This is a genomic window from Ferrimonas sp. YFM (genome assembly GCF_030296015.1).
In the GTDB taxonomy this organism is placed as follows: domain Bacteria; phylum Pseudomonadota; class Gammaproteobacteria; order Enterobacterales; family Shewanellaceae; genus Ferrimonas.
The window spans coordinates 1,731,800-1,746,866 of record NZ_AP027368.1 but is presented as its reverse complement, the minus strand read 5'-3'; the positions used below and the strand labels follow the sequence as shown (position 1 = coordinate 1,746,866).

Annotated in this window: 13 protein-coding genes and 2 tRNA genes; 5 read left to right on the top strand and 10 right to left on the bottom strand. The window is 57.5% G+C overall.

The features are described from left to right. Nucleotides 1-1,848: an AsmA family protein gene (locus tag QUE41_RS08205; RefSeq protein ID WP_286342389.1), complete on the bottom strand. Its 1,848-nt coding sequence runs from the start codon at nt 1,846-1,848 to the stop codon at nt 1-3. A gap of 84 nt (nt 1,849-1,932) precedes the next feature. Beyond that, nucleotides 1,933-2,424 (bottom strand): putative 4-hydroxy-4-methyl-2-oxoglutarate aldolase, encoded by a 492-nt coding sequence (locus tag QUE41_RS08200; protein WP_286342388.1) that lies wholly within the window; start codon nt 2,422-2,424, stop codon nt 1,933-1,935. A gap of 175 nt (nt 2,425-2,599) precedes the next feature. On the opposite strand from QUE41_RS08200, the gene QUE41_RS08195 reads away from it, so the two are divergent. The 3 genes from QUE41_RS08195 (at nt 2,600) to QUE41_RS08185 (ending at nt 3,287) form a co-directional block, all read left to right on the top strand. Further along, nucleotides 2,600-2,815, top strand: coding sequence for a TIGR02450 family Trp-rich protein (locus tag QUE41_RS08195; RefSeq protein ID WP_286342387.1), 216 nt, complete (start codon nt 2,600-2,602; stop codon nt 2,813-2,815). Between the two features lie 290 nt (nt 2,816-3,105). After that, a tRNA-Ser gene (locus QUE41_RS08190) sits at nt 3,106-3,193 on the top strand. Between the two features lie 6 nt (nt 3,194-3,199). After that, nucleotides 3,200-3,287 (top strand) — tRNA-Ser (locus tag QUE41_RS08185). 481 nt (nt 3,288-3,768) lie between these two features. On the opposite strand, the gene QUE41_RS08180 is transcribed toward QUE41_RS08185, so the two are convergent. The 4 genes from QUE41_RS08180 to QUE41_RS08165 form a co-directional block, all read right to left on the bottom strand. Beyond that, nucleotides 3,769-3,942, bottom strand: a complete 174-nt coding sequence (locus QUE41_RS08180) for an HP1242/YdcH family protein (RefSeq protein WP_353506868.1) — start codon at nt 3,940-3,942, stop codon at nt 3,769-3,771. A 189-nt stretch (nt 3,943-4,131) separates the two neighbouring features. Then, nucleotides 4,132-4,977, bottom strand: a complete 846-nt coding sequence (locus QUE41_RS08175; protein ID WP_286342385.1) for an enoyl-CoA hydratase/isomerase family protein — start codon at nt 4,975-4,977, stop codon at nt 4,132-4,134. Between the two features lie 329 nt (nt 4,978-5,306). Next, entirely contained in the window at nt 5,307-6,668 is a 1,362-nt protein-coding gene (locus QUE41_RS08170; RefSeq protein ID WP_286342384.1) for an MATE family efflux transporter, read from the bottom strand. Between the two features lie 168 nt (nt 6,669-6,836). Continuing rightward, on the bottom strand, nt 6,837-7,730 hold the full coding sequence (locus QUE41_RS08165; protein ID WP_286342383.1) for a LysR family transcriptional regulator: 894 nt from the start codon (nt 7,728-7,730) through the stop codon (nt 6,837-6,839). A 165-nt stretch (nt 7,731-7,895) separates the two neighbouring features. Between QUE41_RS08165 and QUE41_RS08160 the strand changes: the two genes are divergently transcribed. Continuing rightward, complete coding sequence (locus QUE41_RS08160; protein ID WP_286342382.1) at nt 7,896-8,882, top strand: zinc-dependent alcohol dehydrogenase family protein; 987 nt, start codon at nt 7,896-7,898, stop codon at nt 8,880-8,882. Nucleotides 8,883-9,081: 199 nt separating this feature from the next. Then, complete coding sequence (locus QUE41_RS08155; RefSeq protein WP_286342381.1) at nt 9,082-9,879, top strand: DUF364 domain-containing protein; 798 nt, start codon at nt 9,082-9,084, stop codon at nt 9,877-9,879. A gap of 43 nt (nt 9,880-9,922) precedes the next feature. Here the strand turns inward: QUE41_RS08155 and QUE41_RS08150 are convergent, their stop codons facing one another. The 4 genes from QUE41_RS08150 to QUE41_RS08135 all read right to left on the bottom strand — a co-directional run bounded on the left by QUE41_RS08150 (nt 9,923) and on the right by QUE41_RS08135 (nt 15,047). After that, entirely contained in the window at nt 9,923-11,935 is a 2,013-nt protein-coding gene (locus QUE41_RS08150; protein WP_286342380.1) for an LTA synthase family protein, read from the bottom strand. A gap of 25 nt (nt 11,936-11,960) precedes the next feature. Then, nucleotides 11,961-12,329, bottom strand: coding sequence for a diacylglycerol kinase (locus QUE41_RS08145; RefSeq protein WP_286342379.1), 369 nt, complete (start codon nt 12,327-12,329; stop codon nt 11,961-11,963). Between the two features lie 480 nt (nt 12,330-12,809). Then, a complete protein-coding gene (ggt, locus tag QUE41_RS08140; RefSeq protein ID WP_286342378.1) occupies nt 12,810-14,519 on the bottom strand; it encodes a gamma-glutamyltransferase in 1,710 nt (569 codons plus the stop codon). A 24-nt stretch (nt 14,520-14,543) separates the two neighbouring features. Beyond that, nucleotides 14,544-15,047 carry a GNAT family N-acetyltransferase gene (locus QUE41_RS08135; protein WP_286342377.1) on the bottom strand — a complete coding sequence of 168 codons (504 nt, stop codon included), beginning with the start codon at nt 15,045-15,047 and terminating at the stop codon, nt 14,544-14,546. Nucleotides 15,048-15,067 lie beyond the last annotated feature (20 nt).

Genomic DNA, 15,067 nt, shown 5'->3' with positions numbered 1-15,067 from the left:
TTAGCCTCCAAAGCCTTTAAACAGCTTATCCTTAAGCTTGTCTTCCAATTTCTTCTTCAGTTTGTCCTCTTCCTGATCCAGCTTGTTCTTCAGCAACTGATCCATATCGACGTTGAAGCTCGGCTCAGTGAAGCTACCACCGATAGCCAGAGGAATGGTCAGCCCTTTGAGCTTGTCCAGAGACTCGCCGCCCTGGCCTTCGAGAGAGCCCACAATGGAAACCTCCATGGCGTAATCCATCTCCTGCTCAACCAGGTTGGCCTGCCCCTGGCCTTGAACGCGCAGCAGGGGCGACGCCAGATTCAGTGCCGGGGTGGTGACCACGCCTTTGTTCATGGCGAACTCAGTGACAAAGCTGGAGAAGTCGGTCTTTTGCACTTCAGCTGCCTGATCAATACTCTCGCCAGAGAGCTTGGCTTCCACTTCACGAATCTTCTGGGCAACGTTGATGCCGTAAAGGGCGCCATCATCCAGAGCCAGGCGACCATTGGCGACCAGATTCTTCAGCACCGCATCCGGTGCCAGACTAGCGCCATTCCCTTTCACGGAAAGTTGCCCGCGGCCAGCCAGGACCCCTTGATTGACCGCGGTCTCCAGCAGGGGCTGGATGGAGAGACCATCCAGATTGGCATCAAAATCATAGGCAACGGGCTCAACACGGCTGTCCAGTGTGGCCTTGGCGACCAGGGTGCCCTCAAAGGCGGTGGCTTTCATCTGCTTCAGGGTAAACAGGCCGTCCACCAGGCTGAGATCCAGGCTGGGTTTGGTCACCAGCCACTGTTTCGCCTTGATGGAATCCAGTCCCATCCGCGCATAGAGATCAAACTGTCGCAGAACCGACAGGTCCGGCTCCCCCTCCGCAGGGGCAGAAGGCGCGGTTTCCTTTTTCTCGCTGGTGGCTTGGGTGGATTCAGGCATCCAGGGGTCAAGCACCAGGTCGTTACCCGACAACTCCATGTTGAGCACAGGGCGCTTCTGGGTCAAATCCACACTGCCCGCGCCTTTCAGCCGGAACTCACCCTGGATAAGGTCCAGGTTGGTCAGGGCAAACTGCTGACTCGCCAGGTTCACGTCAGCATCAAAACCCACTTTCGCATCCAGCTTGCCACCATTGGGGATCTGGTCACCGACAATGGAGATGCTCTGACTCCACTTATCCAGTTGAATGCGGGAGAAGTCCTTGGCGACGGTCAGCAGCGCAGACGCTGAGGTGTTCAGGGTCATCTGGGGATCCACCGCCTTCACCACCATCTCAAAGGGTGCGGCGCGGCCAGGTTCAAACTCTTTCAGGGTCAGGGACTCAACCGCCAGGGTACGACTGACGCCGGTCTGCCGGTTGTCACTGCTGAAATTCAGCTTCGTCAGGGAGAGACTGCCCAACTTCCAGCCCGCGGGCGTCATCTGCCCCTGCTGGTCAGTTGGCGCCTGTGTTTGAGAATCCTCGGCAGCGCTGCCCTCACCTCCCAGGCCATCGAGGCTGGTGCGGCCATCTTTGAGGGTCACCAGGTTGAGATCCACACCGGTCAGTGCCACCTCTTCTATCTCCACCTCCCGGGTAAGCAGAGGCATCAGGTTCACGCCCACCACAGCCTGCTCCACCGACAGCAGAGGAGGCAGAGACTCGCCAGGCAGGTTTCCAAGAGTCAGGCCACCAATCTCAAGGCCCACCTTGGGGAACAGGCTCCAGCCAATATCTCCGTCGATGTTGAGGGTACGGCCGGTGGCCTCCTGGACCTTGGCACTCAGTTGAGGCTTAAAGGCATTGGGATCAAGGAAAACGCCGATGTAGACCGCCAGCAGTAACACCAGGGTCGCAATGACGATAAGGAACCATTTGATCGCTTTCATTGTGCATCCATTGAATCTGTTTCAAGTTGAGACCACCAAAAGGCGGTGGGAGTTCTTCTATTTTAACTCAAATATCTCAGTCGGTTATGACAAAGAAATCGGCAGTTGCCGATCGGAGACCACCACACCATTGTCATCGGCATAGAGGTACTGCCCCGGCCTGATGGTGCGCCCCTGGATCTCAACCACCACCTCCTCTTCACCCAGGCCCCGCTTTTCGGTTTTCACCGGCATCGCCCCGAGGGCCTGAATGCCCAGAGGCAGGGTGGCCAGCGTGGCGGCATCACGGACATAGCCATAAACCACTATGCCCGACCAACCATTGTCCACGGCCAGTTTGGCCAGGTTGTCCCCGAGCAGGGCGCGACGGTCGCCGCCTCCCCCGTCCACCAGCAGCACCCGCCCCTCACCGGGCTGGGACACCCAGTGGCGAACCAGAGAGTTGTCCTCCGGACAGCGGATGGTCACCACTGAGCCGTAAAAGATGGATTGGCCGCCAAATTGGCGAAAGATAGGGGGAAGGACTGTCAATTCAGACAGATAGTCATCACAGAGATCCGGAAGAAGGTCCAACACTGTTCTCACTCCTTTGAGGTTGGTCAGTGATCCCATCCTGACCAATCACCGTAAGGATGACAAGGCTTAACTCCACAGGGCTTAATGCCCTTGCGGGGTCTGCATGGCGTTCTACACTAGGATCAGGAGCCAAAAGACGGCCATCGTACTCACTGAGGCTTGAGGGGGAGTAGTTATGAACCTGTTTTCCGAAAAGTACCTGCCGCTGAGCAAGTGGACCGCGACCACCTCCATCAACAATGACACCCATTTTCTGGTGACCTACACCTACACAGACGCCCACGGGCATGTCACCCGCGTCGGACTCCAGGGAGTGAATAACCGAGCCCCTGTTGAGATGTCCACGGAAGATCTTAAAGACTCTGACCGATGGCATATGGGCTGGGTCTGAATCCATAGTCCAGGCATCTGCCGCAACTTTTGCCAGTAAATCTCCATTTTTCAACCAATACGGCTAAAAGCAGCGCAACCGAACTCATTTCGGCCCTAAGCCGCTTGACCCATACACCTGTGATCCGTAAAGTACGCCCCGTCCTGTTGGCCAAGGCCAGCAAAGACAGACAATATGGTGAGGTGTCCGAGTGGCTGCAGCAGCGCAGCTTAACCACGCCCCAGGCGGGGTCCTCAGCCACCACACCACTGAGCATGATTTGAGCTCGTAAAACAACAAATCCAAAATATGGTGAGGTGTCCGAGTGGCTGAAGGAGCACGCCTGGAAAGTGTGTATACGGCAACGTATCGAGAGTTCGAATCTCTCCCTCACCGCCATATTTAGGTTAGGTGTCCGAGTGGCTGAAGGAGCACGCCTGGAAAGTGTGTATACGGCAACGTATCGAGAGTTCGAATCTCTCCCTAACCGCCATATTAGAAAGAAGGCTCAATCGAAAGATTGGGCCTTTTTTCGTTTGGTTAGGTGTCCGAGTGGCTGCCCCGCGAAGCGGAAAAACATGCACGCCTATGCGTGCGCAGCCCAAGCCACTATCCCACTCAGCCCCCATAAAACTCCGATGCCAATACAGCAACTGAGGCCGATGGGCTGCCATGCATACCTGGAAAGTGTGTATACGGCAACGTATCGAGAGTTCGAATCTCTCCCTAACCGCCATATAAAGAGAAACCCCTGTCGCTTGCGACCGGGGTTTTTCTTTATCTGCGATTTGTGGAGGACTTGGTTCAAACTCTCCAGTTCGCAACGGAGCGAAGAATGAGCGGAGTAACGCCGAAGGCGAACATCTCTCCCTAGTTTGATCGCACAACGCAGTTTCAAATCCCCAAGTCTCTGCCCTGCCCTTTTAGGCCAGCCATCACCTTTCTTAAGCAGGAGATGGCCCGAGGTTTGGCACTTATGCCTGTTGCAAACGCCGGTAGAGAACGTCTTTTAACTGAGCCCTGTCATGTTTAAGCTGATGCATGGAGGCGTCATCTATGGGGGCGTTTCTCAGCTCCAGTTGGCGAATCTCCTCATCCAGTGCATGATACCTGTTGGCATCCGCTTTAAAAGACGCATCAGATAACATTATCGATTCTAACTTCGCCCTGTACTCTTGAAACTCAACCAATAATGCATGGCTCTCTCCGAGCATAATACCTCCGAATCTTTGTAAAACATCTTGCAAATAACCAGTCAGCTTGAAACAAGCGGCTGTAGGTTTAACTATATGGCTTCAAATAAGGGTTAAACCACAACTAACAAGATACAGAGGCGATCAATTGATCTCCTGTACCTTCATCACCAAGTCATTCCAATTGCGCTGATTATCCAGGTCATATTCCAGCCCCTTTTCATCCGCTATTTGAAACCGTTTGATGGCCGGTGTTTTACTGGTCGCTTGGTAGAGCCAGTACGCTTCGGCTTTCAACGCCTCATCAATGGGCTTGTCGATGGATTCATACACGGCTTGCTTACACGCATTGATGGACTCTGCCGGGAACGCGGCGATACGTTTGGCCAAGCTGTCTACGTACTCGCCAATCTCTTCCGGATCCAACGCCTTGTTGATGGTTCCATAGGCTTGTGCTTCATCGGCGGTGAAGTCACGAGCGCTGAGAATGATCTCCAAAGCCCGGCCCAGGCCGGTTTGACGGGCCATCCTGGACGCTCCGCCGCCGCAGGGAAGAATCCCCATCCCCACTTCCATCTGCATAAACTTAAATTTGCCTCGGGCCGCAAACCGCATGTCGCACGCCAGAGCAAACTCATGACCGCCGCCGCGGGCCACCCCTTCAAGCTTGGCAATGGTCGCCTGAGGCAGCTTGCTGATTCTCTCCAGTACCACCTGCAGATCCAGCAGTTTAGCCTCTGAACGCGAGACGGCGTCTGTGGACATATCCTTCAGCAGATTGGTGTCGTAATGGCACACCCAGATTTCCGGGTTAGCCGACTGAAACACCACCACCTTGACGCTGCGATCTCGTTCCAGACGCATGGCCAGACCCATCAGGTCTTCGAGCATCTCCTGACCCTGTACATTCACCGGACCAAAATCAAAAGTGACAGTTAATACGCCGCCATCTTGTTCGGCACTGAATGTGGTATATCCTTGATAAGCCATTATGTCTCTCCAACTAAACACAAAATAAATGGTGACCTGAAAAGTCTTCCAAGCGTGTTTAAAAGGTTAGCAAGGCTTTGTCAGTCCGATAATTGAGCTGATGTTGGAAAGAGTTTAAATAAGATGTATATAGTTACATTGGAATTCAGGCGTTAGAAAGACAGCTGAATGGATGTCGGCACAGTTTAGGTTTAATAAACCCTGCCACTCCAAACCGGCAAGCTGTATTTTCCTGGTCAATCAGCTCACCCAGTGAGTGCAATAATCGGCAATGAGGCCCCGACGATACGCAACTGGCGCTGCCCTATGAGTACTGGTGCTGGCTAATCTCAGGCCGACTCAGAGCATCGCCCTGCATTGGCCACAGCAAGCCGGGATGCACTCTGCATCTGCTCAAAGCAGCCCCGATACAGCACCCAGCTCATGATGCCAGCGGCAAAGTTGCCAACCATGGCCCCAATAAACAGGCCCTGTTCGCCTCCCAGCTCGGTTCCCAGCCACAGGCAAGGCAGATAGCACCCCAGCAGCCTCAGCGCAGAGATCAGCAGTGCCCGGGCCGGTTTGCCCAGGGCATTGGCCACGGACACCAGCACCATGCAGATCCCCAGCGCGCCAAAGCTCAGCGGCACCCAGTTCAGATAGCTGGCCAGGATCACCGCCACCTGAGGATCATTGGCCATCAGCAGGCTGATGGAAGAGGAGAACATCACGCCTGACAGGGCCACCAGCAGCTGCCAGAGCACAACAAAGGCCATGGACAGGTTGACCAGCAAGCGAATTTTGTCGAACTCCCCCTGTCCCCTGAGCCTGCCCACCATGGGAGGCAGCGCCATGGTTAGGGCCAGCACCACCACAATGGAGAACAGCTCGATTCGTGACCCCAGCCCCCAGGCCGCCACCACATTTTCTCCAAACCCCGCCACCAGCGCCGTGGCCGCCATGGCCGCCACCGGCGGAATGAACTGGCTGGTGGTCGCCGGCAACATCACACGGGTCAGCTGAGATGCATTGGCCAGGCTGTCGCCCAGGCTGAGCCTGATGTTCAGCCAGCCGTTGGCGATGACTCCCCTGAAGATGATGATGCAACCTGCGCCCAGGGCACAGATGGTTGCCCAGGCGGCACCGGCAATCCCCATATCCAGGGTGAAGATAAACAGAGGATCCAGCACCAGGTTCAGCACACTGGTCAGCACCATCACCGCCCCTGGCCGTTTTGTCTGGCCGTGGGAGCGGTAGAGGCTGTAACCAAAGTAGAGCATGGCGCCGAACCAGGCACTCGCCAGCCATGGCAACCAGTAAGCCTTGAGCACAGGAAACAGCTCAGGCTGAGCCCCCAGCAAACCATACATGGCCTCCTGGCCGACCCAGATGGCGAGACACAGCGCCAGTATGGTCAGGGCCCCCAACGCCAGCACTAGGGTGGCAATCTCTCTGGCCCGCGCGTCATTGCCTTCTCCCAACACACGGGAGATCACCGCAGTGGTGGCGATGCCCACGCCCACCTGGATGCCGATGATCAGCTGGTACACCGGAATGGTGAAACCCAGGGCAGCCAGAGGCTGAACACCGAGGCGGCCGATGAACACACTGTCCACCAGCTGATAGCTCATGATCGACAAAACCCCGACAATCATCGGCAGGGTCATGCGGAACAGCTGGCTGGCCAATGAGCGGCTGAGAGGACTGAGCAAGCTGGATTACCTCTGTGTAGTTGGAAACGGCAAGGAGGGCGCCCTTGAAGAGCGACATGGTAAAGGCCCGGCCAACCGACTTACATCAGCCAGCCCTTGAAACTTTTTCAACCAAAAGTAAACGGCAGCCCCAACCCATTGATTGTCATCGGTTGAGGCCATCCTGGCCTAGGCATCCCAGTAGGGCGGCATGCCGTAGTACTGGGCAAAGTAGTCGATAAAGGCGCGAACCTTGGGGGCCAGCAGCCGAGAGCTTGGATAGACGGCCCAGATGGCGGTGTCCGACACCAGAGGGTAATCCTTGAGGATCTCCACCAGTTCTCCCCGTTTCAGATGCTCATAGGCTATCCAGGTGGCACACAGGGCGATGCCCATGCCGTTGGCGCAGGCATCTCGCACTGCCTCGCCGTGATCGCTCCTCAGATTGCCTTTGGCCTTGATGCTCACCTGCCCCTCAGGGGCATCAAACACCCAGTTCTCCAGCCCCGTGAGGTGGACGCAGTTGTGATTACGTAGCTCCTCCGGATGACCGGGCTCCCCATGCTGTTCCAGGTACTGTGGCGACGCGCAGAGAATCCTTCTGTCCGGAGCCAGCTGGCGGGCGATCAGGCTGGAATCCTTAAGCAGGGCATTGCGAATGGCGATGTCGAAGCCCCCCTCCACCAGATCCACAATGGAGTCGGTCAGCCGCAGATCAATGGACAATTCGGGGTATTGAGCCATAAACCCCTTGAGCGCCGGCATCATGTGCATTCGCCCAAAGGAGGCAGGGGCGGTGATTCTCAAGGTCCCGGATGGGGACGCCTTACCGGCCCCCACCGACGCCCTGGCGGCATCCACGGTGGAAAGCACCTCTTCGGCGTGCGGCAAAAAGGCCTCCCCCTCCTCGGTCAGCGACACTTTTCGGGTGGTGCGGTGCACCAGACGCACGCCGAGGCTGGCTTCCAGCTTATTAATGTGAGCGCTGGCCACCGCTGGGGACAAGCCCAACTCGCTGCCCGCCTGACTGATGTTATGCGTCGAAGCCACCCGCACAAACAACCTAAGGTATTCAATGTTCATTGTTATCCACCCTGCTCTCCAGTACCCACACTATACCCGGAATATTTTCATCAAAAACTAAAAACTGATTCGCTGCGGCTGGCAATTATCAATATCAAGCAAGGTAAATATCATCGATGTCATCAATCGACCACAGCCGATTCAGGCTTATCAAGGACCACTAAGATGAAAGCATCCATTATCAAGAGCTACGGCGACGTTGACGTATTTGAACTGGCGGAGATCGCCAAGCCGGAGCTGAAGCCGGGACACGTGCTGGTGCGGGTCGCCGCCACCAGCGTCAATACCGTGGACACCATGATTCGTCAGATGGGGGAAGCGCTGCCACTGTCACCCTCCCTGCCCGCAGTACTGGGCATGGACTTTGCCGGTACCATTGACGCGGTCGGCGAGGGCGTCACCGATTTTGCCGTCGGCGACGAGGTCTATGGCTGTGCCGGTGGTTTGGCTGATCTGCAGGGCACCCTAGCCGAATACATGCTGGCGGATGCCAGGCTTATCGCCCGCAAGCCGAAAAACCTCTCCATGAAAGAAGCGGCCGCCATTCCTCTGGTGGGCATCACCGCCTTCGAGGGTCTGCAACGCGCCGGTACCCAGGCCGGTCAGAAAGTGCTGGTTCATGGCGGCGCCGGCGGCGTGGGCCACATCGCCTTGCAACTGGCCAACGACCTGGGCGCCGAGGTGTTCTCCACTGCCACAGGCAGCGACAAGCTGGCGCTGGTTGAGCAACTGGGTGCCACCCCCATCGATTACATCCAGGAGCCTGTGGCCGACTACGTGGCCAAGCATACCGATGGGGTGGGTTTCGACGTGGTGTTCGACTCTGTCGGCGGCGCCAACATGGAGAACTCCTTCCAGGCGTCCAAGCTCAATGGCCAGGTGGCGTCCACCGTCAGCCTGGTGGAGATGGACCTCTCCACCGCCCATTTCAAAGGGTTGTCTCTGCACGTGGTCTTCATGCTGATCCCCATGCTCCATGACGTCCAGCGTGAGACTCACGGCCAGATCCTGGCCAAGCTGACCGAGGTCGCCGAAGCAGGCAAACTGACCCCCATCGTGGATGAGCCCAGCTTTACCCTGGCCCAGGCCGGTCAGGCCCATGCCCGACTGGCCAGCGGCCAGTCCAAAGGCAAGGTAGTCATCGAAATCTAACCCTCCAGGGGCCGCCGTCCCGGCCCCTTAATTCCCCTCTGAGTTCATTAACAGTCACTGCCACCAGTCCCCAGTGGCCGTCTGCCGCTGCGGATCACCCTGATTATCCGAGCACTTCACTGGGTTAAACCTGTCTTAGCTCTCATTTCCCCCTGATTACCCGGAGTATACTGGGGCAAACTCACCACTGACTGACACCATGAACTCTGTCTATCAGCGCATCATTGGCGCACTGCAAACCAACGCGATTCCCAAGGTTCGGGCCATTCACATCATGAAAGAGGGCCTGGACAGCAACCCCAACGCCAAGTTCGGCGCCATTGAGCTGGACGACGGCACCATAGGCCTGACCTACACCAAGCTGGGCGGCGCCCTGAAGGTACTTCAGGATGACAGCCTCTATCAGCAGTTCCTTGGTCAGCCGGTCACGGAACTGGCCAAGCTGTATCTTGAACCAGCCCCCTGGCAACAGGTGCTGGGCTCAGGTGCACTGAATGCCATCAGTCAGAAGCTGCTCAGGGAGAGAGGGTTTGAGTACAGCAAGGCCGAGGACACCCTGGCCCTGCTGAAACTCACTGCTGGAGACCGGGTAGGCATGGTGGGCTTCTTTCCTCCCCTTATCGACTCGCTCAAGGAGCAGGGCATTCCGGTCACCGTGATTGAACTCAAAGCCGAGCTGGCGCGGGCGGAGGAGAACCTGCTGGTCACCACCGACCCTCAGGCCCTGACCTACTGCAACAAGATCCTGATCACCGGCACCACAGTCATCAACCACACCCTCAACACCCTGCTGCCCCTGGTCAAGGACGCCGACGAAGTGGCGCTGATTGGCCCCTCGGTCGGATTGCTGCCAGAGGTGTTGTTCGAACTGGGGGTCACCTCCGTGGGCGGTCGGGTGATACTGGACGGCGAGACCTTCTTGAAACGCTGGCAAGGGGGAGAGAAGTGGAAGAGCTCCGCGCTTCGCTACTCTCTGCATAACAGCCAATACCAGTGACAAGAAGGGGTGCCATCGGCGCCCCTTTTGCCTTTGTGTGATACTAGGGGGCTCCCACCCCCTGTGCCAAATTGGCGCCGGACTCCTCTCTGGCTACCCTGACCTGCTTCTCCACACCAGGGTACAAACCTTGGTAATAAGCCAATGAGCCCCACAGGGCATTGGCCAGGGCGGTTCGTTCCATCTCCTCAGGCTGTGCCTTGGGCGTAAGGCTGCTGGCCACTGGGTCATACAGGAAACCCTGGGCCGCCTGTTCCGGCGTATAGATCACCACCTCATTGTCATCGTTCATCCAGGCGAAGTTCTTGTAGTACTGCATCATCGCCCTGAGCTTCTCTCTGGGCACCTCGCGGGTCAGATCATGGCCTATCATCGGGTGTTGATCACTGATGCCCATCAGGGACAAAAGGGTCGGCGCCAGATCGACCTGGCTGGCCAGACGGTTATCCTGCCTGGGCTCGACCCCGTCCCCAACAATCACCGCCGGAATGCGGAAATGGTTGATGGGCACCAGCTTGTCCCCATAGGTGCGTGAGTCGTGATCCGCCACCACCAAAAACAGGGTGTCTTTCCAGTACTCGGACGTCCGGGCTTTCGCCATAAACTGCCCCAGCGCCCAGTCTGAATACTTGGCTGCGTTCTCCCGGGTCTGATCCGGCTGGTTGTAGGGTTCGATGCGCCCTTTGGGGTAGTCGAAGGGGCTGTGGTTGGAGGAGGTGAACACCAGGCTGAAGAAGGGCTTGCCCTGCCCGTGCAGTTTGGTGAACTGCTGGTGTGCCTTGATGTAGAGGTCCTCATCGGAGGCCCCCCAGGCCCCTTCGAAGTTCAGGGTCTCGAAAGTGGGAAAGTCCTGCATATCGACGAAGCCGTTGCCCAGGAAGAAGCTCTTCATGTTGTCGAAATGGCTCTCTCCACCGTAGATGAACTGGGTGTGGTAACCATGGCTTCGCAGCAGATCGGCGATGGAGAAGAAGTTACGCTGGCTGTCATTGAGCTTGACCACCGCCCGGGCTGGCGTCGGAGAAAACCCTGTGGTCACCGCTTCGATGCCGCGTACCGAGCGGGTGCCGGTGGCGTACATCCGGTTGAAGTTCCACCCCTGTTCTATCAACTTATCCAGGTTTGGGGTCAGCGGCAGGCCGCCCAGCCCACCCACGTAGCGAGCGCCCAGGCTTTCCTGAAGCAGGATCACCAGATTTTTGGGTTTGCCCTGAAAGCTGGCGGGGTGTTCGGCCAGGGTGGGAAAGGCGCCGGAGACGAAGTCGGAAGCACTCAGGCTGGTGGCCGCGCGAACCCGTTGGACGATCTCCTGACGGTCCATCTCAGGGTAATAATCGAAGGCGCTGTCTTCCGATTCCGCCTGTTTCAAGGCAAACACCATGGAGTAGGCGGAGTTCAGCACCAGATCGTTCATCAGTGGATCCGTGGAGTAAGCCACCAAAGCCGGATTGAGGGGCCGGTGCCCCAGAGAGGAGCGCGCCCCCCCAACCCCAATGATCACCACCAACAAGGCCAATACCGGCCGCCAATACCAGCGGGGCGCGCTGAGGTCGCTGATCCAGTTGCCACTCCAGCCCCAGGCCAACCGCAAGGTCAGGCTGCTGACCACAAAGCCGATAAACAGCTCCGGCTTATAGCCACTCCAGAGCATGCCAAACACCTCCTGGGGGTATTTGAGGTATTCGTAGAAGAGACGGTTGGGCCGAACGTCATACTCCAGGATGAAACTGGGGGTCGCCAGCTCCATAAACACCACAAACCACAGCGCCACCACCAGAAACAGGCGCAAACCCTTGAGGAAGCCTCGGCCTAATGTGCCGCTGCCGGCAAGGAGGACGCAAAGGAGTGCAGGAAGGATAAACAGGTAGCTCAAGGCGGACAGATCCACCCTTAAGCCGCTCAGAAACAGGGTGCCCCACCCCTCGGCTGCGGTTACCCGATCCCATTGCCACAAAGCCAAGCCGGCCCGCGACAGGGTCATCACCAGCAGCGCCACCCCCAATGCGGACACAATGGGGTAGAGTAACCCCATCCGCCGGCGCAGATTATCAAACATATTGTCATCCAAAGGTTGTTGTTTTTTATAAGAAGTTGGAGAACAACACGTAGGCCCAGGTGGCAGCAGCCATCAGCAGGGTCAACAGCACCGCCGCCGATCCCATGTCTTTAGCCTGACCTGAAAGGGGATGGAACTCGTCTCCGATGCGATCAACCACTGCCTCGACGGCGGAGTTGAGCAACTCGACGATGATCAGCGCCACCACTGAACCGATCAGCAACAGCGTCTCGAGTCCGCTGACAGGCAACCACAGAGCCAGGGGCGCCAGTACCAGAAAACCCACCAGCTCCTGACGGAACGCCGCCTCACACCTCCAGGCGGCTTTAAGGCCGAGCCAGGAGTATCGAGTTGCATGGATAAGTCTTAAAAAACCGGTCTGATTGGATTTCACACTGCTGCCCTAGATTGCGTTGTCTCGGGGCGAAGTTGTAACAAAGGCGGCAGAGAAAATTTGTAAATGGCTGTCACCAAGCGGTGGCAGAAAGGAACACACAGCGGGCCAAAATACAAAAGGCTTCCTATGGTAGGAAGCCTTCTGCTGCGTGAAATATCTTGTTCGCGAGCTAAAGTCGCGTGGTGGTGCAATCCTTGCGACGGCAGAGTCTGCACGCCCCGATTGTTCTGTTCCAGAAAAACAACCAATTAGCAACCAGAAGCGTGTATAAGTTCACATCCTGCCAAAGAGTGAGATCTTTGGCCAAAGTTCCCTTCAGGCCGTAAGCAAAGTTCTGAATCTGATTACAACCATTTACAGCTCAGAGAGGACAAAACGCTGAAATCATCTGAATCAGATGAGTCAACGGGCAAGCCCGACACCAAAAAGGCCTCCTTTGGAGGCCTTTTTACTGATTCGTGAGCTGTTACATTCCCTTTAATAACCTAAGGTGGCGGCGCCCATGCGTCTGGGGTCGGAGGCGCCCATCAGCCCCTCATCGGTGACCATAATGGACTGGGTGCTGCCCATGGAAGACTTCACCTTCACCTTGTGCCCCATGGACTCCAGAATCCGTTTGGTGTCCGGGTTGATGCTCTTCTCGGCGCGAATCTCGTCCGGGTACCACTGATGGTGCACCCTGGGCGCGGCGGTGGCCTCAGCCACGTTCATGCCGTGATCCACCACATTCATGATCACCTGCAAGGTGGTGGTGATGATGCGGGAGCCACCAGGGCTGCCGGTCACCAGGAAGGGCTTGCCCTCCTTCATCACTATGGTGGGGCTCATGGAACTAAGAGGACGCTTTCCGGGCTGAACCTCATTGGCTTCGCCACCAATCAGACCATAACCGTTGGGGGTGCCGGGCTTGGCGGAGAAATCGTCCATCTCGTTGTTGAGCAGGATACCCGTGCCCTCAGCCACCAGACCGGAGCCATAGCTGAAATTCAGGGTATAGGTGTTGGACACCGCATTGCCCCACTTGTCCACCACAGAGTAGTGGGTGGTCTGGTCGCTCTCATAGGGGATGGGGTTGCCCGGCTTGATGGTGCTGGAAGGCGTGGCCTTGTTTGGGTCAATGCCCTTGAGCAGCTGGGCGGCATAGTCGGGATCGGTCAGGCCGGCCACAGGCACCTTGGTGAAGTCCGGATCCCCCAGGTATTCGCTGCGATCGGCGTAGGCACGACGCATGGTCTCTGCCATCCAGTGGATGCTCTGAGCGCTGCCTGCCCCCATCTCGCCGATGGGCTTATGTTCCAGCATGTTGAGCATCTGAATGATGTGCACGCCCCCTGAAGAGGGCGGCGGCATGGAGATCACCTCATAGCCGCGATACTCACCCCGCACTGGCTGGCGTTCCACAGCCCGGTAGTTGGCCAGGTCGGCCTCGCTCATGACCCCACCGGCCTGCTGCACCGCTTTGGCGATAAGGCGGGCGGTTTCCCCTTTGTAGAAACCGTCACTGCCCTTATCGGCAATGCGCTTGAGAGAGTCTGCCAAATCTTGCTGCACCAGCAACTCGCCCGGGGCATAGAGGCCACCGCCGGCCTTATAGAACACCTTCTGAGTGCTTTCCCAGCGGCCCAGGCGCTTTTGCAGGCCTTTGAGGCTGTTGGCCAGATCCGGAGTCACCTGAATCCCCTTCTGTGCCAGTGCGATGGCCGGGGCCACCACCTGTTTCAGACTCATGGTGCCGTACTTGGACAGGGCCAGCTCCAGGCCGCGAACAGTGCCGGGCACCCCGACTGCCAGCCCATGGAAGCGGGAGAGGTCGGAGACCGCGTCCCCCTCCTCGTTGAGGAACATGTCCCTGTGAGCCAGGCCAGGGGCCATCTCACGGTAATCGATGGCGATGTCCTTGCCGGACTCGGCCAGGTGCACCACCATGAACCCGCCGCCCCCAAGGTTGCCGGCTCTGGGCAGAGTGACCGCCAGGGCAAAGCCAACGGCCACGGCAGCGTCCACCGCATTGCCCCCCTGGCGAAGGATCTCCACCCCCACCTCACTGGCCAGCCGCTCCTGACTGGCCACCATGCCATGCTCAGCCCAGACCGGGTGAGTGGTGTCCATATGGCTGTAGATGGAGGGTTGATTGGCCTCAACTGGGGAGGCACCGATGAACAGCGACAGCGCAACCAGCGCCGCCATCAAAGGTTTTCCAGTGGTTGTCACTTAAGAGTTTCCTTGCTTGTAAAATCTGACTTGCTCGCCCCAATACTCCACCATGCCGTCCTGCTCGAAGCCCAGCTTCAGCAGCACCCTATGGGAGGCATCATTTTCAGGGTCGGTCATGGCCACCACGGGGCCGGTGTCCCAATGTTGGCTGGCGTAGTCGAGCATGGCCCGGCCACACTCTGTGGCAATGCCCTTGCCCCAGAATTCCGGAATGAAGCGGTAACCAAAGTCGGTCTGCTTCATCTCAGGCAGATACTTCAGTCCACAGAAGCCGATCACCTGACCGGTCTCCTTCCAGACCACAGCCCAGCGGCCATAACCATAGGTGGCGTAATCCTGGAAAAACACCTTGGCGATGATCTCACTGGCATCCTCCAGGGTCTTCACACGGTCACCGTCGCCGGTATAGCGGGTCACCCTGGGGTCTGCGCTTATGGCAAACACTGCTTCGGCGTCCTCACATTCAAAGGGCCTGAGCACTACACGTTCCGTCTCTATCATCACCGCTCTCCCTTTGCTCT

Coding starts and splice junctions, on each gene's coding strand:
- QUE41_RS08205 (WP_286342389.1), bottom strand. CDS start 1,848: ATGAAAGCGATCAAATGGTTCCTTATCGTCATTGCGACCCTGGTGTTA.
- QUE41_RS08195 (WP_286342387.1), top strand. CDS start 2,600: ATGAACCTGTTTTCCGAAAAGTACCTGCCGCTGAGCAAGTGGACCGCG.
- QUE41_RS08180 (WP_353506868.1), bottom strand. CDS start 3,942: ATGTTATCTGATGCGTCTTTTAAAGCGGATGCCAACAGGTATCATGCA.
- QUE41_RS08175 (WP_286342385.1), bottom strand. CDS start 4,977: ATGGCTTATCAAGGATATACCACATTCAGTGCCGAACAAGATGGCGGC.
- QUE41_RS08165 (WP_286342383.1), bottom strand. CDS start 7,730: ATGAACATTGAATACCTTAGGTTGTTTGTGCGGGTGGCTTCGACGCAT.
- QUE41_RS08160 (WP_286342382.1), top strand. CDS start 7,896: ATGAAAGCATCCATTATCAAGAGCTACGGCGACGTTGACGTATTTGAA.
- QUE41_RS08155 (WP_286342381.1), top strand. CDS start 9,082: ATGAACTCTGTCTATCAGCGCATCATTGGCGCACTGCAAACCAACGCG.
- QUE41_RS08150 (WP_286342380.1), bottom strand. CDS start 11,935: ATGTTTGATAATCTGCGCCGGCGGATGGGGTTACTCTACCCCATTGTG.
- ggt (WP_286342378.1), bottom strand. CDS start 14,519: ATGGCGGCGCTGGTTGCGCTGTCGCTGTTCATCGGTGCCTCCCCAGTT.
- QUE41_RS08135 (WP_286342377.1), bottom strand. CDS start 15,047: ATGATAGAGACGGAACGTGTAGTGCTCAGGCCCTTTGAATGTGAGGAC.